Annotated in this window: 16 protein-coding genes; 7 read left to right on the top strand and 9 right to left on the bottom strand. The window is 49.7% G+C overall.

The genetic code is table 11. The features are described 5' to 3' along the window. Positions 1–42: 42 nt before the first annotated feature. From B153_RS0129735 to B153_RS0129700, 8 genes are all read right to left on the bottom strand, one after another. Positions 43–513: a hypothetical protein gene (locus B153_RS0129735; protein ID WP_040762341.1), complete on the bottom strand. Its 471-nt coding sequence runs from the start codon at positions 511–513 to the stop codon at positions 43–45. Between the two features lie 81 nt (positions 514–594). Further along, positions 595–1509 (bottom strand): LEA/WHy family protein, encoded by a 915-nt coding sequence (locus tag B153_RS0129730; protein ID WP_020600398.1) that lies wholly within the window; start codon positions 1507–1509, stop codon positions 595–597. A gap of 86 nt (positions 1510–1595) precedes the next feature. Continuing rightward, complete coding sequence (locus tag B153_RS37010; RefSeq protein WP_020600397.1) at positions 1596–4184, bottom strand: OmpA family protein; 2589 nt, start codon at positions 4182–4184, stop codon at positions 1596–1598. Positions 4185–4270: 86 nt separating this feature from the next. Then, entirely contained in the window at positions 4271–5986 is a 1716-nt protein-coding gene (locus B153_RS37005; protein WP_020600396.1) for a peptidoglycan-binding domain-containing protein, read from the bottom strand. Positions 5987–5999: 13 nt separating this feature from the next. Then, a complete protein-coding gene (locus B153_RS0129715) occupies positions 6000–7433 on the bottom strand; it encodes a hypothetical protein (protein ID WP_020600395.1) in 1434 nt (477 codons plus the stop codon). A gap of 27 nt (positions 7434–7460) precedes the next feature. After that, positions 7461–8720, bottom strand: coding sequence for a hypothetical protein (locus B153_RS0129710; protein ID WP_157634969.1), 1260 nt, complete (start codon positions 8718–8720; stop codon positions 7461–7463). A gap of 33 nt (positions 8721–8753) precedes the next feature. Beyond that, a complete protein-coding gene (locus B153_RS0129705; protein WP_020600393.1) occupies positions 8754–9608 on the bottom strand; it encodes a hypothetical protein in 855 nt (284 codons plus the stop codon). A 179-nt stretch (positions 9609–9787) separates the two neighbouring features. Continuing rightward, entirely contained in the window at positions 9788–10405 is a 618-nt protein-coding gene (locus B153_RS0129700; RefSeq protein ID WP_020600392.1) for a response regulator, read from the bottom strand. A 254-nt stretch (positions 10406–10659) separates the two neighbouring features. Here B153_RS0129700 and B153_RS0129695 point away from each other — a divergent pair, with 254 nt between their 5' ends. The 4 genes from B153_RS0129695 (at position 10660) to B153_RS36165 (ending at position 16340) form a co-directional block, all read left to right on the top strand. Next, positions 10660–11133 (top strand): VOC family protein, encoded by a 474-nt coding sequence (locus tag B153_RS0129695; protein ID WP_020600391.1) that lies wholly within the window; start codon positions 10660–10662, stop codon positions 11131–11133. Between the two features lie 177 nt (positions 11134–11310). Next, positions 11311–12078 (top strand): META domain-containing protein, encoded by a 768-nt coding sequence (locus B153_RS0129690; RefSeq protein WP_020600390.1) that lies wholly within the window; start codon positions 11311–11313, stop codon positions 12076–12078. A 159-nt stretch (positions 12079–12237) separates the two neighbouring features. Further along, complete coding sequence (locus tag B153_RS0129685; protein WP_020600389.1) at positions 12238–15672, top strand: ThuA domain-containing protein; 3435 nt, start codon at positions 12238–12240, stop codon at positions 15670–15672. A 155-nt stretch (positions 15673–15827) separates the two neighbouring features. Beyond that, complete coding sequence (locus B153_RS36165) at positions 15828–16340, top strand: hypothetical protein (protein ID WP_020600388.1); 513 nt, start codon at positions 15828–15830, stop codon at positions 16338–16340. Positions 16341–16407: 67 nt separating this feature from the next. Here B153_RS36165 and B153_RS37000 read toward each other — a convergent pair whose 3' ends face one another. Continuing rightward, complete coding sequence (locus B153_RS37000; RefSeq protein WP_020600387.1) at positions 16408–17808, bottom strand: leucine-rich repeat domain-containing protein; 1401 nt, start codon at positions 17806–17808, stop codon at positions 16408–16410. Between the two features lie 203 nt (positions 17809–18011). On the opposite strand from B153_RS37000, the gene B153_RS0129670 reads away from it, so the two are divergent. From B153_RS0129670 to B153_RS0129660, 3 genes are all read left to right on the top strand, one after another. Then, a complete protein-coding gene (locus B153_RS0129670; protein WP_020600386.1) occupies positions 18012–19859 on the top strand; it encodes an ABC transporter ATP-binding protein in 1848 nt (615 codons plus the stop codon). Positions 19860–19917: 58 nt separating this feature from the next. Next, entirely contained in the window at positions 19918–20526 is a 609-nt protein-coding gene (locus tag B153_RS0129665; protein WP_020600385.1) for a hypothetical protein, read from the top strand. A gap of 92 nt (positions 20527–20618) precedes the next feature. Beyond that, on the top strand, positions 20619–21818 hold the full coding sequence (locus B153_RS0129660; protein WP_020600384.1) for an OmpA family protein: 1200 nt from the start codon (positions 20619–20621) through the stop codon (positions 21816–21818).

Raw genomic sequence — 21818 nt, 5'->3', positions numbered from 1 at the left:
GACTAACGTATAGCCGCTGAGTTCACCTGCGACTCATCGGAGTCAGGGCTTGGCCCGCACTCGTTTTTCCACGAATTTGTCGCCACCCCAGGTATCGGCGGACATTTCCTTACCTGCCCGGTCGAACACTTTTTTGAAGCCCGAAAAAAGCAGCGTATCACCACGCAGTTCCCAGGTTTGCTGATCAGCATATCCTACCCAGGTGGTGTCGTCGTAGTAACGAAAGGTTTCTTTGTATTGATTGCCCTCCAGGGTGTAGGTACCTGCTCCCGCGCCGTGAAAACTGCCGTCAGGGTTGTAATGGATGAAGCTGAAAAAGCCATCGTGGAAAATCTTAAGCTGCTGTGGCCGAATGGGTTTTTCCAGCTTACCATCTACTCGATTTTCGACCAGTTCCCAGGCCCCCTCAATCGGAGACTGGCTTTGCCGATCTGTCTCCGATTCAGAAGGTTTGTCAGCTTTCTGACAGGCAGTCACTAAAAATACTATACCTAATACAGCGATGATTTTCACGAGATGTGTAGGTTATTTTAGTCACAAACCTATACACAGGTGATTGGGAGGGATTGTAAAAATGCGACATTCGACAACCATCTACTTTTTAATCTTCTTAAAATCGTCAAGCGTTCCCCGGATGGTTGAGGCAAATTTGCTGTGCTGAAGCATCGGATCGTTACGGCGGTCGATCAGTTTGCAGCGGAAGAAAACTTCATAGGGTGTATCTTTCTTATCGAACAGCATTTTGGGCAGTACACTCAAGGTTTTACCAGGCCGGGCCGTTACCGGAAAAATAACGGGCGTGGTGGCCTGCGGTTTAATCAGAATCGGCTCAGGTTGATCGCCCTCTGCTATCTGTTTGCCATTGATCGTAACCGTATAATGCGCATCCGTAATGTTCATGGGGAACTTGTTCTTATTGGTTACGGCTACCTTGGCAGCTACATCTGTTCGTTTTAAGCCTAATTTCCCAAAATCAATATCCTCGATTTTGATCTTCGGGATAAAAAACGTGGGTAATCGTCGTTCGATGGTTGTCGCAAATGTCTTTTCACCGAGGATGGGAATATCGAGCGAAAAGGACGAATTGACGGTATAGGTCGTACTGTCAATGCCTTTGTTTTCAAGCGTTTTTAGAACGTTCGTTGCCGTTTTGGCCAGTAGCTTGACGGGTAATTCGATCAGGGTACTATCACCCGCCTTTAGCTCAATAGGTTTTTGGTACGAGTCTTTGACAACGGGCGTATGGGCAATGAAGACGGTATAATCTAACTGATTCGCTTTAAAACCAACCGGAAGCGGATTATCGATCAGCATGTACATGGTTAAGTCGACGGCATCGTCGCTGATATTGGTAATATCGAACCGGGTAAGTTCAAGCCGGGGTTTGAGGGTGTTGTCATACGCCCCTTTTTCGGAGGCCGCTTCGTGCCGTAGTCGGCTGTACCAAATATACCCCCCTGCCACCAGCAGCAGCAGAATCACCAACGCAAGTATCCATCCCTTTTTCATAACGTGTCGCTTTATCGAACAGTACGTCTATCAACCGTTATGCGTTAGTAGTGTTTCTTGAAAGTTGTAAAAAGAGTTTTAATTAGTTAGCCTTGGGTAAGAGTCAACACAATAATCCCATTGAGTAAAATGTCGACTCGGCGGTATTCAGGGTTCAATGTGCCATCTTTAATACCATCTTGCTTAGCCAGCGTTTCGCCTTTGCCCACTGTTTTGACCGTTGCTTTTAAGGTGTTGCCACAAATGTCGATGAGTTTTTGTTTTACATTGGCCGCCCGATTTTCGGAGAGAGTTTGGTTGTAGGCTTTATTGCCTGAGCGATCGGTATGACCAATGATCTCAACCGTCGAACCAGGTTGCATCAGCAGAACTAGTTCGTTGGCGGCCATCTTCCGGATTAAGTTGGCAGCGCCTACGGTTAGTAGTGCACTATCGTGTTTGAAGTGGGTTTTTTCATCACCCCGGTACAATTTGCCAAATTTCGTTTGTTCGTTTCCATACTGAATAACCTTATCGGGTGATGGCAGCGTGCCTTTTTTCAAGATACTGCCTATGCCTACCGAAGCGGTCATTTCGAACCCAACTTTTACTTCAAATTCTTTATTCGGCTCAGGTTCTATACCCCCTATACTCCCACCCAGGCTGTAGACATCAAATTTGAGGGGAGGCAATTTCGCATCACTATCGATTTCCATCGTGCCCACTGTACCCGATAGTCCGGCGTTGTTGGCACCCACTCCGGCATCGGCTTTGCCGATGGTATAACTGCCAATAAAATCGCCTGGCTTCCAGAGTATATCACTTTGGGCTACCCCACTGAACGATTGCCCAAAGTTGAGACCTTCGACCAGCCCACCGCCCAATTCGAGTAAGCTGATGCCTAGTGTTGCGTCGCCTGTTATACCCTTTGCCTGCCATTGCGGGCAACTAATGGTTATATCGCCCCAATAATAACCACCCTTGATCCAGAAACCGGCTCCTACACCCGTAAATTTGATGTCGATTTTATACTCGAACAGTTGGGGATTGGGCGAGGTGATGGAATCGCCACTTGTATCGCCATACACATAATCCAGTACTGAGCTGTTCTTTTTATAGTCGATTTTAATGAACCGATACAGCCAACTGGCATTTGTCAGTATCCAGCCATCTTTCTCATCTGTAATCGTTTTTTTATTTAGATAATAGCGTATGTAGAAGGAGGCCAGGAGTCGGTCAGATTCATGAAGATTTTCGTCGATAAGCTGGTACGTCGCATTATGCAGGTCTTTAAAGGCTTGTAAATCGCCTTTGATTCGTTTGGTAAGCTGGGTCTTGAGGTTCGTTTTTCGACGATCTGCAAACAAAGGTTTGGTATAGTCAGGATTGTTCAGAATAGCTCTGTACCCATTGAAATCGTAAAAGAACGAACGAATGTTCTGCTCCTGAGTAGATAGCAATGGATACCATTGGTGACTTTTCAACAGGTCTTTTTCCGGAAATTGTTCCAGATGCCGTTCCATCCATAGGGGAGCCGATCCCACTCGTTTCATTGGAAGATTACCCGAGCCGTTAATAATGAGCTGGACCGATGAATTGCTGGTGGCGAGTAACTGCGGTTTCAGTTTCAACAATGCATCATTCCCATGAATATAGATCAGATTAATGGGGTGATTCCAGTCGGTAATCTCGGCATAGAAGCGATAATACTGCTTAGGTTGGTAATAATTAACTTTTGGTCGATTCCAGACAATTGATAAAAACCCCTCAATCCATCGGCCCGCCTGATTAAGGGTCAATACAAAACCTAGTGTTGGCTGCGATGGATCGACCGTATTAATGTATTCAAATTTGCCGGTCAGGTTATAGGTGGGATTATCCGAAAGAGGTTTCGCTATTCTGTTTTCGCCTATCGAGTGGGCCGGTTCCCCGCTCTGTTGAATATCCGACGGCTTTCGTTTTTCCAGGTAAGCTGTGATGGTTCCTTTGGTTACAGATACCAGCAAATTTTTCGCCTGATTGTATTTCTCCTGACGACGGCTTTCATCCATGATAAGAGGGTCATAGGCAAACACATCGACGACTTTATCAAAAGCGGCTCCGTTGTCCAGACTGGTAATGGCTTCGTAGATCTGACCTGAATTAGTAAGATTTAACCCTTCAATAAGCAAAGGGATCAGGTTGTCCACATAGACGTTCCGCACCGTTGCCAGAATGGGCTTAACTTCTGAGCGGCCACTAAAAGGTGTGAAATCAGGCTTTCTTGTGAGATTTGACAGGATGTTTGAGCCAATCTCGACCAACTTCATATATTGATAATCGATCCGCTGGGTCAGTGCTGTGACGTTCTGAATTAAGCTGGACGAGTAATAGAATTTTGTTCGATTGGCCGATTTGCCCAAAAACGGAAGCACGATCTGATAATAAATATTCTTCCATTCATTTTTGAGCTTTTCAGGGTCGGTATCTTTTAGTTTCCGGCCATCCAGGTCGGGATGCAGGTCGAAGAAAATGAAATTAGTTAACGAACTGGCATCTTTATTCGTTTTTGATTTCTGTAATAGAATGGGTTTGTACTTATCGAATTTGGCAATATCATCCCGGTCGAACTCGAAGTCGACGGTAGCTTCCGAGTCGACCCGTCGAAGCTGGTCAGATAGAGCAACTATTTCGCGAAAAAGAAAGTCACGTTCCATCGTCGCTGTCGTTATGGAGGTTATCAATACATTACTTGTTGCTCTATATTGATGGCAATAATAAAGAAAGTGATGGCCAGAAAAGGCTAGAGAAGTTGCTTAAAGCTTCGGGCGTAGGTCAATACATCGTCCGTATTCTTAATGCCGCTTTCGAGAGACCATTTTCCTTTCCGGGAAATACCTGCCTGAATATCAGAACGGTTGGCAGTGCAGAACGCTTTAAACGACTCCCAACTGGTAGGTACAAAGTTTTTCTTCTTCATTACCTCAACAATGCATTGAACGCCATACGGAAGCCAGTGCATTAGTTTGGTAAGTGCCAGATAGACCTCTCCGCTGGCTGGGATACCGAACAGGGCAGCGTACTTGGCCGCGCTTTTTCCCCGATGGTTCACCAGTTGAATACCCGCCTGAATGGAGTAATCGCTGTCGGTGGTAAGGCGAAGATGATCGACACCCAGGGTTTTGGATTCGTCGGGATGCAATTGGAAGTAACCGCGTTCATCAAGGCTTGTATGACTCTGAATACTCCCGTCCGATTCTTTTTTGATCCAGCCCAGCAGGAAATCGAGTGGCCAGTTCCCCCGGTATTTTTCCAGGGCGGGCACCAGTACACGGAAACGAGTAGGCATGGAAGTAGAGCTGGCTCCCGTTGGGGCCGATTGGCCTGTGGTAGACGGAACAGCGGTCGCAACGCCTAGCGAGGTTTTTAATAACGCCCAGGTATTGGGGCCCAAAATGCCGTCGTTCGTAAGGCCATGAATGCGTTGCCAGATCGCCAGCGCATCGGCAAACGCTTCTTCGCCCAGGCTAACATTCGATTGACCGGAATACGGCAATAAGAGGTCGTTGATCTGATCGACATAATTTTCCCAGCCCAGTTGCTGGCCGTAATACCGATTGGCTTTGACCCGTTTGGAAGGCGATGAGCTTAGCGAGGGAATAGGAGCCGATGGTGTCGGCTGTGGGGTGGCCTGCGTGTTGGGAAACGTACTGATCGGGCCCGAACCCGTCGATAACGCATGTGCCCATATCCGAAACTGACCGCCTTTAGGGACCCACCACTTTGCGGTCGAATAGGTTTTGTTTTTCGTGTGCGAACCAGCCTGGCTCAATAGCGGATTGGTTACCTGACCGGATGAATTTCGAAGGGCTTTCTGGCTACTCGTTTCTGGAACGATAGCCGCAATATGCCCCGCAATAGCCGGCCGTTTTATGCTGACAAAGACGACATTACCCTGATTGGCTGTATTCTGAACCGCTGTGTAATCGTTGCCAGGCGGTGTGATTTCCTGCCAGCCAAAGATGGCTCCGTATTTGCCAAACCACTCATACAACGAGTTGGCATCCAGTTCGGTCAGGTATTTGGTGTCTTTCTGGGTTGCGGCCTCAGCAGGTGACGAGGGGAGTTTTCGCCAGAAGAAATGCGGTAGATAGACACCCGCCAAGTAAGCATAATCGTTCGCAAAAATATTACACCAGGTGGCGGGTTTACCCTTATAGTTCGGGCCCAGATACCGTTTGTGATTCGTATTGCCTACATCGATCCAGTCGACGATCTGTGTTAGGAAAGCTGATGCCGAGGTCGAGCCGTTGCGGGTAGGCATATCATTTTCATTTAACCGAAACGACCGACCACTACCCAGATCCCGCCGAACGGAATTTGGTTTTGGACTCCGTACTTGCACTTCATAGGGAGCGGAGGGATTCAGAAAAACCTCATCATCGGCCTGCCGAAACCTTGACCCGATCATGGGCGACGACAACGCTCCAACTTCCCTGACTAATAAATTGCGTTCCATACTTCAGAGGTACCTAATAGGGTTGAACCATAGCCGTTGCCCGTTCAGGAACGGTGCTGTAGGCATTGCGGTACCCTTCTACAAGCCCTTCCACATCGTTGAGCCAGATGTCTAGTGTTGAGCCCGTTGCAATAGTCGTCAATTGTGTCAGGTCAGACGTTTCAATGTCGGTCAGGAGCCGATAACCGTACGATGCGCAGTTGTCGTAGACGATGAATCGGTTGCTTTCGTTGAGGGTAATGGGTCGTTTGGCAACCAGTATATCATAGGCCGCCGGAATAAACTCTTCGGGTTTGTCGTATTGCGACGGAATACCGATTTCGGCTTTCAACATATTAACCAGGCAGATGGTGGCATGGACGGTGGCTAGCCCAATGAACGTGTTGATCTGATTCCGACCGTACTGGAAAGGTTCAAACTGTTGCTTCAGCACATTCATGGTATCCCGGATGGAGGTCTGTGTCGCTACCGACGAGCGGGGCAGAATATTGCCAGTCTGCGCCTGAATCGCCTGCGCCAGTTGCTTGGTTTTATAGTACTCCAGCATGTAGTCGATCAGTTTGTTAAAAGCCTGCATAAAGCCCCTGTTTTGTTCGCTTTCGATGCCGAGATTGTTTTCGATGGTTACGCCCAGTACGCGCTGGTAGGTACAGACCCGGTCGCGGAGATTCGAGCTAATGCCCAGTCGATGCAACGTACAGATCATATCCATCAGGTTGGAATATGCGATAGCAATACCCTTATCGTCGAATCGGCACCCCGATATGGTGTACTTGCCCCGGTAGTTGTAATCGTCCATTAGCGCACCCAGGATTTTAAAAATGCCCATGCGCTCATAGTAGTATAACCAGAGCAAAGCGCCCACTGTCAGACCATTGGTGATGTACGAAAAGTCGAGGGTAAGGGGCAGCTGGTCGGCTGGAATGGACGTGACACGCTCGTAGAGAAACACGGGTTTCACGAAATAATCTGTCGGACCTGGGTCGTAGCACCCTTCGTAACGGGCACGTTTCAGGGCGATTTCGGCTTCCTGAACCGCATCTTCTTTCCGCTTTAAGTCCTGCTCGGCAATTTCGCGGGCCCGGCTGTTGGCTTTGTTGCTACTGCTGATCGACACCAGGTTGGCTTCGGCCATCTGCAAATCGAGCCGGGCGTTCCCGACGGCATCCTGCTTTTCGATGAAATTCCGTTCGGCTTCGGTAATCGCTTTTGTTTTACTGAAATCGTTGGCTTCGCGCAGGGCGTCTTTGTAAATGACGGAACCGTTGCAGGCACTGATCGTAAGACAGTAATTTTTGTTGAGGAAGGTTGGCAAAGGCGAACTGTATTGATTGGCGTACGCCGTTAAAACACGGTTCAATAGTTCGTTATATTGACTTCGGATTGCCCAGGTCTGTATGTCTTCCCAGAAAAACGTATTTCTGGGTTCTTGAAATAACTTTGCCATTGTTGTGAATTTTAAATGGTTACGTGTCTATTTTTTCGCTAATCCTTTCAGCCAGTTGTCCATCAGTGTGTCGATGACCGCTTGTTTGATCGTCCGCTTCTCGCGCAAAAGCCGAAATACCGCCAGTTGCACACCGATGGGTTGATTATGGAAAGCATCGGTTTGTACCCCTTCGACCGTCGCCATCGCTTTCAGTGTCTGCGGAGTTAGTGTACTTAGCGCAAAGAGCGAGGGTAAGGGCTTGTTGCCCAGTTTTTTGAACTTCGTCTGTAAAGCGGATCGGCCAATTGTTGGCAGACATTGCCGGGCTTCATTGATAAGTTGCCGGGTGGTTTCATCGAGGGATTTCAGGGGGTAAAGGTCCAGCCATTCGGCCTCCCAGGTATCCCAGTCGCCTTTCCCCCAAAGCTGACGACACCATTCCACCGACATCAGAAAACGCAGATATGAAGGTGGGTGTGGTTGAATGGTTGAGATGGAGAACATCATGGGGGCTGGCAGAATCAGAACATCCCGAATGCTCGACGTTTGCGCCATGCCCGACAGGCAAAACGCCCAGAAATCCGGCAGTAACTCTTTCGACCAGTTGGCAAACAGGCTACGCATCAGAGGGGTTGCTCCGGTTTTTTTCAGGGATTCATAAAATACCTGCTGCCAGAGCGAAACCATGTTCAGCTTGGTCAATGCCTGATGGCCGACTTCGTGAAAAATGGAAATCAGGTTGTATTTCTCACTGATTCGACTGTAGGGTATGGCAATGAACGGGATCGGATTGGGCGCATTCCGGATAATGCTCACCCCTTCGCGAACGGTGAAAGCACCAAAACCACGATCGCAGCAAACCAACGGCGGTACCGTAATTTCGGCCAGACTACCACGCTGAAGGGCATGTGCCGCAATGGCGTCGCACCCTTTCAACAACGGGCCAATATCGGGGCTCAGTCGCTGCGTCAGAATGTCCATGAACGTATCGTAGAACGTATATGCGCTGGCCAGGTCCATTTCCAGTTCGCCCAGTCGGTTGATGAGCGTTTGCCGGATTACCAGGTTGTTGCGTTCCGAAAAATAACGGTCGGTATAGATGCGCAACTGCTGCCTGATTCTGTTTGAAACCGTGGCCAACTGCGATTCCAGCGCTTCCCACTGATCGGGCGAAATATCCTGCTCGGGTGGGAGCGACAGCATTTTCCGCAGACCCGTCAAGAGCCGGGCACGGTTTCTGATCGAGTCTATTTTTAACAATAGCTCCGAGTGTTCAAGGCTGATCGCTTTTTGCAGGGGTTCCAAAGCGCAGTGGGACAGTTGGGGTAATTCGTTCGCTTATACGCGTTTGTAGGTGATAGTTACAACCTTGTACAGCCCATTTTGCTCGTCGCGTACTTTTCGACCTATCCGTCGGTATTGGGAGTTGGCCGAACCAAGCCGAACCGTGTGGTGGGCTTTCTTAAAGGCACTGCGGGCCAGTTGATTTATCTGTGTTCTGGCCTGTGGGAAACTTCGGCTAAAGTTGGTTCGGCTAATGCCATCGGCAAAATTGGTGTAGGCCTGTTTGGCAAGGGCTACCGTATCGCGGGCGGCCTGTCGGGCGGTTGCAGGCGACGCGAGTTCCTGATTGCCCAGAACCGTTCCCAGTATGGCTCCAGCCCCAGGGACAACGGCATTAAGAGCCTGTGGGCCAAATTTCATCGCTAGACTTTTGAGTAGCCCTCTTGGATCTTTCGTGATTTGCTGGATCGCCGTTGTGAGTGTACCACCACCGGGTATGGCTTTTAGAATCCCTTTGGCCAATGGAGCCAGTTTTTTACCCCATTTTTTGAGCGTTCCCCAGAAGTAGTCTTTTTCGATTTCATGCATCACTTCGTTAAAATCGTTCTCAAACTCAAACTCATTCTCGTAATTGTTGGAGAAGATTTCGTACAATCGGGCTTCATAACGACCATCGGGCGTACTATCAAATTCGTTATCGGACTCAAACTCATCATCCGTTTCAAATTCAGACAGGTAATCGACTTCATCCTGTACATCGTAGTTGCCCTCGCTGTCAAACTCGTTATCGGTTTCCCAACGGCCTTCGTTGTCGACCAGCTCAAATTCGCTGTAGCTGTCAGGAGACTCGTTATCCAGCTCGAACTCCTGCTCAAATTCACTCAGATAGTCGTTTTGATACGCCTTCATGATTATACCTGTTAAGTTTTACATCCGAAATAGGCTGTATACGTGGTGTGTTAGATGCGTTAGCTGGCATCTGTAGGAGTATGGTTTGTAGGTCAAAGGTCGGCGAAAGGAAAAGCTGGGTAAATACCAAGATGTTGGTATATCGGCCCGTACTTCTACGTGAAAAGGGATGCATATCCTTAAATGATCTTGTTGACCTGGGCGTATCGGGCTAGCTCAATGTTGGTGTGAATGCGGAGTTTTCGATAGATATTTTTACGATGTGTTTCGACGGTCCGCGTACTAAGAAATAGCTTATCGGCAATGGTTTTGGTCGTGTGCCCATTCACAATCAATTGAATTACCTCAGTTTCACGGTCGGTTAGGTCCTGAGTCGCTTTTTCGGTAGCGGGTTTTCGAAGCTGCTGGATAAGAGAAGGGGGTAAATAAAGATGCCCCGCCCCAACGGATCGAATGGCGGCAAACAACTCATTACGACCTGCCTGTTTGGGGCAATAGCCCAGTGCACCTGCTTCGATAGTCAGGTTGATTGACTGAGTATTTGTAAAGGTTGTAAGGGCCAGTACTTGGGTGGCTGGGTAGAATGTTCGAACGGTGCGCGTCAGTTCCAGACCCGTCATATCAGGCAGGTCAATATCCAGCAGAAGTAAATCAACCTCGTGCTGAATCAGAAAAGGTATCACCTCTTTTCCGGTATGCAGCACACCCACCACATGATGCTCGGTCGAATACTCGATCAGAAACCGGACGCCGTCGGCAAACAGGCAATGGCTATCAACAATCAGTAGTTTTTGCATTGTATCAGAGGGAGTTGGATAAACACAATGACTCAGCCCGAAAAACAATCGGGGTATCTGTAAACGCAATCGATCTGGCAGTCAGAAAAGTTGAAGTTAATCACTCGATTTTCTGATAGTCGTCGACTTTTAGCGTACGGTTCTGTTATTGAGTTACCTGTCGTAATTGCCCCTTTATCTGTCGCTTTGCCCCTCTCGTATTGGCTGATGCAGGTTGTATCTTTGCGTTGTAGTTCACCAAATCAGTAAACAACATGCAGAAAATCACCACATTCCTGACGTTTAACGATCAGGCCGAGGAAGCCGCACAACTGTATACCTCGCTGTTTAAGAATTCAAAAATCACGAGCATTTCGCACTATGGCGAAGGCGCTCCCGCACCGGCGGGTAGTGTGATGTCGGTCACGTTCCAACTTGATGGGCAGGAATTCTCGGCCTTGAATGGCGGCTCCTATTTTAAATTCGCTGAAGGCATTTCGCTCTTCGTCAATTGCGAAACGCAGGAGGAAGTTGATAGGTATTGGGAGAAGCTATCCGAAGGTGGAGAAAAAGGCCCCTGCGGTTGGCTGAAAGATAAATTTGGTGTGTCGTGGCAGATCGTTCCCTCAAAGTTAGGCCAGTTCCTGGGGGATAAAGACCCTGAGAAAGCGAAGCGCGTTATGCAGGCCATGTTGAAGATGAATAAGCTCGATATACCAACGCTGGAGCGAGCTTATGAGGGAGCATAATCCGTAGTCGTATAAATACCGCGAGGACGCGATAGACGTGAGGTAGAAACAGCCCTCGCGTCTGTCGCGTCCTCGCGGTTATTAGATACTATCAGCCCTAAATAAAGGCCGCTGGGTTGCCGACTAAACTTTTGCACGCCATCGTGGTCTTACTGAAAAGTTAATACACCCAAAGCCATGCGTAATCTTCTGTTTGGCATTCTCTTGTTGGCTACAGCCTGCCGTCGGCCATCCACGCAATTTGCAGCCATGCTCACGCCCGTCCGCCCTCCTGCCGATTACAGCCGTTATCTCAAAATGGGCGATGAACTGGTGGCGCTGGGTCATGATCCGGCCTGGTCGCTGACCATCAATCCGTCGAAAGGGACGCTCTTTTTTAAATCGGGTAAGGATAGCCTGACCACCTCTGTACCCGAGCGCCAGAATGACTCGGATGGGGTATTTCGGTATAAGGCGCCTATAGAGAATGGCAGCCTCAATATCCTCTTTCGGCCCGACAGTTGTGTGGATGCTAAAACGGGGCAACCGTACGATTACCGGGTTCAGATTGATAGCCACGGTAAACAGTATGTAGGGTGTGGCGTGTCGCTGCAGAAACTGGCTACGTTGCAGGATATTTGGGTACTGACGGAATTGCAGGGGAAACCCATCAAAGCCGATGCATCCCAACGGGAGTTGCCCCGGCTGGAAATTTCCCTGACCGAAGGCCGTGTAACAGGTACAACGGGTTGCAATCGGTTGAGTGGGCCTGTTAAGGCCGATACCCGCCAGATCGTATTTGGACCACTGATTACTACCCGAATGGCCTGCATAGGTGCTGCAGGCGACCTGGAAGGTCCGTTTTTAGCGGCATTCAATGCCCCTTTTGCTTATCAGGTTGGCTCTGGAAGGCTGACGCTGTTGCAGAATGGGTCACCGATTATGACCTTTAAAAAAGTAGATTAGTGTCAAATTGACCTTTATTATCAGCGAGTGCCCACGCAATTGGCATTCGCTTTTTTGTTATTTTTGTTTCCTGCTTAAAAGTCAATCAAATCTTTAAAAGTTACTTTTTAAGCAAAATTGCCTGAGTTTCCAATCAGCCTGTTTAAATCATCAAAACCTATGAAAAACGTACGGTTTCCCTCCCGCGCACTACTCCTGGCGGGCGTGTTGACAACCGCTGTGTCTCAGCTTCCTATGGATGCCTGGGCGCAAACAATGGCCAAACGGACTGTAGCGGCCAAGCCTGTAGCCGCATCGGCTGAGGCTCCGATTGCCTTGAATCGGGTGCTGGTGTTTTCGAAAACGAAAGGGTTCCGCCATTCGTCGATCCCTGCGGGAAAAATGGCGATTATGAAACTTGGTCAGGAAAATGGCTTCGCCGTCGATACCACCGAAGATGCTTCCAAGTTTACCGAAGCCAATCTGAAAAAATACGGTGCCGTTATCTGGCTAAGTACCACGGGTAATGTACTCGATGATGCCCAACAGGCTGCTTTTGAGCGCTATATTCAGGCCGGTGGTGGCTTTGTCGGTATTCATGCTGCCGCCGATACTGAGTACGACTGGCCCTGGTATAATCAGCTGGTAGGTGCGTATTTCCTGAGCCATCCCAAGCAGCAAAATGCGGAGATCGAAATTGTTGACAAAAATCACCCGGCCACGAAAATGCTGCCCGATCGCTGGAAGCGGTGGGATGAGTGGTATAACTACAAGAGCATTCAGGGCGACCTGAAAGTGCTTGGTAAACTGGATGAGAAAACGTACGAAGGCGGTAAAAACGGCGATAATCATCCGTTCATCTGGCACCACGATTTTCAGGGGGGTAAGGCTTTTTATACGGGTGGCGGACATACCGACGAATCGTATAGCGACCCAATGTTCCTGCAACACATTCTGGGTGGCATCAAGTCGGTAATGGCATCCAGCCTTAAATTTGGTCAGGCGAAAACGATGCCTTTTCCCGAAGAAAACCGATTTGAACAGCATGTGCTGGTGCAGGACATGGACGAACCAACCGAACTGGCTGTACTCGATAATGGGAAGGTGCTCTATACCCAGCGTAAAGGCGAACTGACCGTATACGATCCGCAAAAAAAAAAGACTAAGGTAGTTGCCAATTTTCCGGTTTTCAGCAAGTTCGAGTATGGCCTGATGGGCTTGAACATCGACCCGAACTTCAAGCAGAACAAGTGGATTTATGTGTACTATTCGCCCCTGAACGGCGCGACAGTTGCTGATACTGCTCAGCATTTGTCGCGCTTTGTCTATGATGACGTTCGGGATACGGTTCTGCTGAACACCGAGAAAGTATTGTTGACTATTCCGGTCAAGCGGGATGGGTGCTGCCATACGGGTGGGTCGATTGCCTGGGATCGGAAAGGAAATCTGTACCTCTCGACTGGCGACGATACCAACCCGTTCAACTCCGAAGGGTATGCCCCAATCGACGAACGGCCCGGCCGGAAAGGCTGGGATGCCCGACTGACCTCCAGCAATACCAACGACCTGCGCGGTAAAATCATCCGTATACACCCCGAACCCGACGGAACCTACACCATTCCCGAAGGCAATCTGTTTCCGAAAGGCAACCCCAAAGCTCGTCCTGAAATTTATGTAATGGGTAACCGTAACCCCTACCGGATTTCGGTCGATCAGCGGACGGGCTACCTGTACTGGGGCGAAGTAGGGCCTGATGCCGGTAACAATAGTGAGAAATACGGCCCACGTGGCCACGATGAAATGAACCAGGCGCGTCAGGCGGGGTATTTTGGCTGGCCGCTGTTTGTGGCTGATAACCGTCCATACCATTCCCGCAGCTTCGCCGATAGCACAACGGGGCCACTGTTCGATCCGCAACATCCCATCAACGACTCGCCCAACAACACGGGTTTGAGAGAGTTGCCACCTGCCCAGAAAGCCTTCATCTACTACCCCTATGCCGATTCACCGGAGTTTGGTGATATTGTGGGCAAAGGTGGTCGGAACGCTATGGGTGGCCCAGTGTATTACTACGACGATTATCCAGAAACATCGGTCAAATTCCCCCGGCATTACGACGGTAAATTCTTTGCCTACGACTGGATTCGTGACTGGATTCACCCGGTTACGATGAAGCCTAATGGTGATTTCGTGAAGATGGAAACGTTTATGCCCAGCACGAAATTCTCGCACATCATCGATATGCAGTTCGCCAACGATGGTTCGCTGTACACGATCGAGTATGGTCAGAAGTGGTTTGGTGCCAATGCCGATGCACGGCTGGCCCGCATTACGTACAATGCCGGAAACCGGAAGCCGGTAGCCATAGCCAGTGCGAACAAAATGGTTGGAGCTGCTCCGCTGACTGTCAAGTTCGACGGTGGTAAATCACTGGATTACGATGGTGATGCCCTCAAATACGAATGGTCGTTTGGAAAGAATATGCCCAAGCAAACGACCGCTTCGCCAACCGTTACCTTCAGCAAGCCGGGCGTATACCCTGCAACCCTTAAAGTGACGGATGCAATGGGGAATGTGTCGACCCAAACGATGGACATTAAAGTGGGTAACGATGAACCCAAAGTGGAGGTTGAGGTAGCGGGCAATAAAACCTTCTACTTCCCCAACAAGCCGGTAAAATACGCGGTGAAGGTAGTAGACAAGGAAGATGGTACCCTACAGAAAGGGATCAGCCCCGACGACGTGACCATGACCATCGACTACCTCGAAGGCTTCGACAAAACATTACTGGCGCAGGGCCACCAGGCCAATACAGGCTCTTCGACCGGCAAACGGTTGATTGAACTGAGCGACTGCAAAGCGTGTCATACCATCGATCAGAAGTCGATTGGACCGGCTTATATGGATGTTGCCAAGAAGTACAAAGGAACGGGTTCGGAAAGCAAACTGATTCGTAAGATCATTACCGGGGGCGGTGGTGTATGGGGCGAACAGGCTATGAGCGCCCACCCACAACTGAAAGAAAGCGAAGTGGCCGATATGGTTGGGTATATCCTTTCGCTGGCTGATGAAAAAGCGGCAAACCGCAAGCCGATCGCTGGTGATTATGTGCCTGTAGCCCAGAAAAAGGATGGCTCATATATTTTAACCGCTACGTATACCGACCGGGGCAATGGTGTGATTGGCCCGCTGACGGGCTCTACTTCAGTGGCACTCCGTTCGCCATCGGTGAAGGCCGTAACGGCGGACGCCAAACGGGATATTTTCCAATTCGATATGCCGAAGGTTGGCCCAGCCGCTGTTGGTACCAAATCGGGAAGTTACGTCGCTTTTAAGGACATTGATATGACGGGTATTGAGAGTATTTCACCAACGGTATTTGCCTCGACGACGCAAACTGTAGGTGGTAAACTCGAAGCGCGGATCAACTCTCCAACGGGCCCCCTGTTGGGCGAGGTAGAGGTGAAGCCCGGAACGGCTGGCCCCGTAAATTTGCCTGTCCGCCAGCCCGTGCAGGGGATGCATACACTCTATCTGGTATTTGTCAATCCCGAAGCGGGTCAGAAGGCCCTGTTTGCCCTCGACAAAGTCCAGTTCGGCACGCAGGGAATGTAAGGTAGCGAACGTTTTCAGAGTTTATACAGAAGCCCCGACCCATGCTGGTCGGGGCTTCTGCATTTAATCCGTTTCGCGGGCTTAGGAATCCGTTTGGCGTGGTCATAGAGCAGATACAGACGACTACTTTCGCGGTCGAATCAGTCGACAACATCATGTTCTCATTTGGTATTTATCCAGGAAGTGCAACGATTAACTTCGATCCGGCCAACGATTTCTGGACGGACATTGGTCAACGTGGTGGGCAATTGTTTATCAATGCACTTGATTACGTCGCCCTCGACTTTTTTCCCGATGTATTCAGACCCTTACCGCCCCACCTGATACTCCGGGAAGCGGTTCATGGCGTTTTGCAGCAGTTCCGGCAGGTGAGTATGCCACAGGCTGGTATTCCGGCAACGGTACCGATTCATATTGGCGAAAACGGTTGGCCGACAAGTCCGACACGCTCGTATACGCGGCAGGCAGGGGCAATAGAAACCATCATCCAGGCGGTCCATGAATATCGGGAAGTTGTCAATATCCATCGCTACGAACTTTTCAACCTACGTGATGCCGATAGTTCGCAGAACGATATTTTTTATCAATTCGGCCTGCTCCGCGACGATTATTCGCCGAAACCAGCTTTTGCGGTTTTTAAGAAACTGGTAGCTGAGTTGAGCCTTTAAAAGGCAAGAGGTGTCGCTTATGAGTAAGCGACACCTCTTGCTTTATATGGAAAGCTGTCGTTGTCGTTTAGTTGCAGACCTGATACGTTGCCGACGCATCTTTTTGCCAGAACGGTTTCACCTGCGACAGACTGGCTACACAGATGGTATTGATGTTGTTGCCATCGCACCGTAAATAGCTCAAGGCGGTGTTGTTACGCAAATTCAGGCTCGTCAACTGATTATCATAACAAGCCAGATTACTGAGAGCGGTATTCTTCGAAATGTCCAGGCTCGTTAGTTGATTGCTAAAACAGGTCAGTTCGGAAAGTAGCGTGTTGGTACTCAGGGCTAACGTAGCTAGTTTGTTATACGGGCAATTCAGCGTCGTAAGGGCGGTGTTCTGCGCAAGGTCCAGACTGCTAAGCTGATTACTTTCGCAATCCAGACTGACCAGGGCCGAGTTTTGACTTAGATTCAGACTGGAAAGCTGATTGTACGAGCACAGGAGTTTAGACAGCACCGTATTTTTCGAAACGTCCAGATTCTTCAGCCCAACCGCCGAACAGTTTAGCTCAGTTAAGGCGGAGTTGCGGCTGAGATCCAGGTCCATGAGTTTGGTAAACGAATAATCCAGATACGTGAGTAGCCTGTTTTGGCTCAGATCCAGACTCGTTAGGCCCGTACTGCCACAACTCAGCCTGGTTAAGCCCGTATTTTTGGTTAAATCCAGGCTGGTTAGTGTCTGATTATTGGAACAATTGAGTTGGGTCAGGTTCATTGTCTGACCAACGTCCAGGCCCTTCAGGCTGTTATTCGAACAAGTAAGAATAGCCAGGGCAGAATTCTTCGTAATATCCAGACTGGTTAGCTTATTCGTAGAGCAGTTTAGTTCAGTCAATGCCGTATTCTTGCTGACATCCAGACTGGTAAGCTGGTTGCTGGAACAGTCCAGATAGGTTAGGTTTACAAACGCATCAATACCCTGTAAATTGCTGATGCCCTGACTGGCCACCGTCAGGCTGGTTATTTTCTGAGCATTACTCAGGAGTATTTTTCCGTCTTTCACATCATCGTAGCGCAGATCGATCAGTCGTTGTTCGAAGGCCCCATCAGGAATATCGGCATAGGGATTAGCGCCAATTGCCAGGTTGAACGCAACCGGCGTAGCTGCCTTGTGATTGTCGAACGCAATAACACTTCCCGTTATGGTAAGGCCATAGCCAACATTTTTGATCGTGAAGGTAGTGTCGGTGAGGTTTTTAGCTAGTGTGTCTTTATACACAACGGCATACGTGACCGGGTCGCCATTAGGGTCTTTTGCCCTCGTCCAGCTAAGGATTACATCGTTACTGGTTGCCGCTGGTTTGGCGGTCACTGTGAAGAGGGCTGGAGCCAGATTAGGGTCGGGGCCATCGTCTTTTTTGCAGGAAAATACCAGTAGGCTCAGTAGCAACAGTAAGGAAAGAAAAGTAAGTCGATGGTTCATAATCAAGTAGTATAAGGTTAGTTGAACGTACAGGCAAAGGCGAGGAAAGCCTTCAGCGAAAAGAACTTAGGTTCAGGGAGGAGCTTCTAGGTGAATGGTTTCATGCTGTTTTTGCCACTATCGTCGTAAACCACTATCGAACAGCTTTATTCAGATCAATTGCCGGTGAACTAATCCCGGACAGTACTTGTCTTTTGGATGTTATGGCAAAAACAGTACCAACTCATGCAAATTCTACCGAAACAAAAGACCAGATAAGCTGGCGCGAGCGTTTTGCCGCTTTGGGGAATCTCCCAGCGTTTTTTCGACTGGTCTGGCAGGTGTCGCCGGGCCTGTTTCTGGGCAATGCGTTTCTTCGGTTAATACGGGCAGCCATCCCAACGGCTACCCTGTACATAGGCAAGCTGATTATCGATCAGGTTGTCGCGCTTTCCAAACAACCGGAAGGCGATACGCGTATACTCTGGTGGCTGGTCGGAGCCGAATTTGGCCTGGCCATTCTCTCAACGGCACTAGGGCGGGCAGTAGCCTTAATGGATAGCCTACTGGGCGATCTGTTTGCCAATCAGACCTCCATTCGCTTGATGGAACACGCAGCCACACTCGATCTGGAACAGTTTGAAGATGCCACGTTTTACGATAAGCTCGAACGGGCACGTCGGCAAACAACCGGACGAACGGTGCTGCTCTCGGGCGTATTCGGACAGGTTCAGGAACTGATCTCGGTTGGTTTTCTGGCGGCCGGGCTGGCGGTGTATAATCCCTGGTTGCTGGTCCTGATTCTGCTGGCCGTAACACCCTCGTTTATTGGTGATAATTATTTCAATCAGCGGAGTTATTCATTGTCCCGATCCTGGACGCCCGAACGACGCGAACTCGATTACCTGCGGTACATAGGAGCAAGTGACGAAACGGCCAAGGAGGTTAAAATTTTTGGTATATCAGGCTTCCTGATCGATCGGTTCCGGGAGTTGTCGTGGCAGTATTATCTGAAAAACAAAGCGTTGGCGATCAGTCGGGCGGGATGGGGTACGGTGCTGACAGCCCTGGGAACGGCAGGGTATTACGGAGCCTATGTCTGGATTGTGATGCGGGCCGTTGGGGGGCAGATCACCCTGGGCGACCTGACATTTCTGGCGGGGTCATTCCGGCAGGTACGCGGTTCGCTGGAAGGGATTTTGCTTCAACTGAGTAGCCTTACACAAGAAGCTATCTATTTGCAGGATCTGTTCGATTACTTCGCCATCAAACCCCTGATTCATTCGCCCTCTACCTCCCGCCCATTTCCTAATCCGATTCGGGAAGGGTTTGTGTTTGAGAAGGTTGGGTTTAAATACACCAACTCGGACCGATGGGCGCTACGAAACTTGTCGTTTACGCTTCATGCGGGTGAAAAGCTGGCTCTCGTTGGCGAAAACGGTGCGGGGAAAACCACCCTGGTTAAGTTGCTGGCCCGCCTGTATGACCCGGCCGAAGGCCGGATTTTGCTCGATGGCTACGACCTGCGCGAGTATGACCTGGCCGAACTCAGGAAGAATATTGGGGTAATTTTTCAGGATTATACCCGTTTCAAAATGTCGGCCGGGGTCAATATTGCCGTTGGTGATATCGATCAGCGAACCAATCAGGATCGTATAGAAACCTCGGCCCAGCGCAGTCTGGCCGACACGGTAATTGCCAAACTGGCCGGGGGGTACGATCAGCAATTGGGCCGTTCGTTTGGCAAAGGGGTCGAACTTTCAGGGGGCGAATGGCAGAAAGTGGCGCTGGCTCGTGCCTACATGCGGGATGCTCAATTAATTATTCTGGATGAACCTACTGCTGCCCTCGACGCCCGCGCCGAATACGAAGTGTTTCAGCGTTTTGCCAAACTAACCGAAGGCAAATCGTCGGTCATCATTTCACACCGATTCAGCACCGTTCGCATGGCCGACCGGATTCTGGTACTGGAAAACGGAACCTTACTGGAAATCGGGTCACACTACGAACTGCTGGAAAAAGACGGACGATATGCCGAATTGTTCGGACTACAGGCACGGGGGTATCAGTAGAGTAAATCGCGCAGACTCTCATCTTATACTCCCATTGGTTCTAAACATACCCTGACCTATGAAATCGTTTTTGAGTAGCTTTTTCCTGTTAGGAGCAATGGGTAGTTCATTTGCTCAGACACCTACCATTCCCTCACCCGATACCCAGATCAAAGTGGCGGTTCTGGCGGCTCCGGCCGATAAACGCGATGGGGCTACCGTGTATGGCTATACTGCCAAAAATGAATTTACGGTGCTCCGGAAAGGAACAAATGAGTTGATCTGTCTGGCCGATGACCCCGCTCAAAAAGGACTAAATGTGTCCTGTTATCACCGTGATCTGGACCCCTTTATGGAGCGGGGTCGGGTACTGAAAAAAGAAGGGAAGAAGCCCAACGAAATCCTCGCCATTCGGGAGCAGGAAACAAAAGACAAGAAGCTGACAATGCCTTCGCACCCGTCATCGTTATTTTCCTATACCGCTAAAGATGAGGACTATAATCCAGCTACGGGCGAGGTAAAAGATGGCTATCTTCGGTATGTGGTGTATATTCCCTATGCGACCGCCGAGAGCACTGGTCTGCCCACCAAACCCGAAGCACCCGGTATGCCCTGGATTATGGACCCTGGAACGCACCGTGCCCATATTATGATCAATCCGCCTGCATCGTCAACGGCGCACCATTGATCGGCCCCAGGCGAAGTTTCGGTCGAACGGGTAGGCAATGCAACTCTATACGGTCCTGAAGACTCTATAGAGGTCAAAACGAATAAGCACGTATGGGCCTCCACATCATAAAGCTACTGCTGGCTTCCGGGATTTATTTGCTGGCTGTTGGCATGTGTATGGCCCAAAGGCAGGCGATTGATTATTCACGTATAAAAGCGTCGCCCAAAGCAAGCCCTGTGATGGCCGGCAGCGTGGTCGCTGGACGATCGACGACGCCCAGTCTGTTGACTATCAAAGCTTTTGCGGTTGATATTAGTAAGCCCATACCAGCGGCTAGTGTAAAGATCACCTCCCGAACAACCGGCAAAACGCAACAGGTCAGGTTGACAAACGGCCGTTTGGAGCGGGTGATCAATGAACCGGATGTATTGGCGATTGAAGTCAGTGAAGAAGGGTATACTACTCGAACCATAACGATTGCGGTATCGCCTACAGGTAAGCCCTATGAATTTGATGCTCAGCTCGATCCGGCTCCTGTTAAACTAACCGTGTGGGCAATGGATAGCCAGACGAGGAAGATCATTACGGATGCGCATTTCACCATTTCGGGTAGGGTAGGCGAGGCCACGCTATTGCTTTCGCCCGATACCGCTACCGGTCTGATCAAAATAGATTTACCGCGTAAGGGCGTCTACCAACTCACCAGCTCGGCAGTGGGTTATGGCGATTTCACAAAGTCGATCCGGCTCGATAGTGTTGAAAATGAAGCCCGGGTGATGCTGACGCCCCAAAAAACAAAGGTTGCAACTGAAGCGCAGGCGCTCCCCGAAGCAATTGTAAAATCAACAAAGACGGTACGGGAAGAAACGCCTGCAGCGCCAATTCCTATAAAAGCCCCAGCACTGTCGAGCGCTCTACGGGTTCCGACCATACCAATTGCTCCCCCGAAATCATTGGGTGTCCTTGAAAAAGGGAAGCCGGTTCAATTGGCGAATATCTATTTCGACCAAAGTTCTCCTGTTCTTCGGTCTGAATCATACCCGGAGCTAGACCAACTGGCTACCCTGCTGATCAATAATCCGTCAACTCAAGTCGAAATTCGGGGCCATACCGACAATCAGGGCGATTTTGATCTAAATGTCAAACTCTCCCGCGACCGATGTCAGGCCGTTATCGATTACCTGGCTGGAAAGGGTATTGCCAGAAACCGCCTGAAAGCGGTTGGTCGCGGTCCAATCGACCCGGTTGCGCCAAACACCAGTGAAGCCAACCGACTAAAAAACCGACGAGTGGAGTTTGTCGTTCTCTGA

It is taken from the genome of Spirosoma panaciterrae DSM 21099 (genome assembly GCF_000374025.1).
GTDB classification, from domain to species: domain Bacteria; phylum Bacteroidota; class Bacteroidia; order Cytophagales; family Spirosomataceae; genus Spirosoma; species Spirosoma panaciterrae.
The sequence above is the reverse complement of the archived record's forward strand: the minus strand, read 5'-3'. Positions and strand labels throughout refer to the sequence as shown.

What these genes read in the sequence shown, in the direction of transcription:
- B153_RS36165 (WP_020600388.1), top strand. Translation starts at nt 15,828, where the DNA reads ATGTTCTCATTTGGTATTTATCCAGGAAGTGCAACGATTAACTTCGAT.
- B153_RS0129660 (WP_020600384.1), top strand. Translation starts at nt 20,619, where the DNA reads ATGGGCCTCCACATCATAAAGCTACTGCTGGCTTCCGGGATTTATTTG.
- B153_RS0129715 (WP_020600395.1), bottom strand. Translation starts at nt 7,433, where the DNA reads ATGGCAAAGTTATTTCAAGAACCCAGAAATACGTTTTTCTGGGAAGAC.
- B153_RS0129670 (WP_020600386.1), top strand. Translation starts at nt 18,012, where the DNA reads ATGGCAAAAACAGTACCAACTCATGCAAATTCTACCGAAACAAAAGAC.
- B153_RS0129700 (WP_020600392.1), bottom strand. Translation starts at nt 10,405, where the DNA reads ATGCAAAAACTACTGATTGTTGATAGCCATTGCCTGTTTGCCGACGGC.
- B153_RS37000 (WP_020600387.1), bottom strand. Translation starts at nt 17,808, where the DNA reads ATGAACCATCGACTTACTTTTCTTTCCTTACTGTTGCTACTGAGCCTA.
- B153_RS37010 (WP_020600397.1), bottom strand. Translation starts at nt 4,184, where the DNA reads ATGGAACGTGACTTTCTTTTTCGCGAAATAGTTGCTCTATCTGACCAG.
- B153_RS0129705 (WP_020600393.1), bottom strand. Translation starts at nt 9,608, where the DNA reads ATGAAGGCGTATCAAAACGACTATCTGAGTGAATTTGAGCAGGAGTTC.
- B153_RS0129730 (WP_020600398.1), bottom strand. Translation starts at nt 1,509, where the DNA reads ATGAAAAAGGGATGGATACTTGCGTTGGTGATTCTGCTGCTGCTGGTG.
- B153_RS0129695 (WP_020600391.1), top strand. Translation starts at nt 10,660, where the DNA reads ATGCAGAAAATCACCACATTCCTGACGTTTAACGATCAGGCCGAGGAA.
- B153_RS0129685 (WP_020600389.1), top strand. Translation starts at nt 12,238, where the DNA reads ATGAAAAACGTACGGTTTCCCTCCCGCGCACTACTCCTGGCGGGCGTG.
- B153_RS0129665 (WP_020600385.1), top strand. Translation starts at nt 19,918, where the DNA reads ATGAAATCGTTTTTGAGTAGCTTTTTCCTGTTAGGAGCAATGGGTAGT.
- B153_RS37005 (WP_020600396.1), bottom strand. Translation starts at nt 5,986, where the DNA reads ATGGAACGCAATTTATTAGTCAGGGAAGTTGGAGCGTTGTCGTCGCCC.
- B153_RS0129690 (WP_020600390.1), top strand. Translation starts at nt 11,311, where the DNA reads ATGCGTAATCTTCTGTTTGGCATTCTCTTGTTGGCTACAGCCTGCCGT.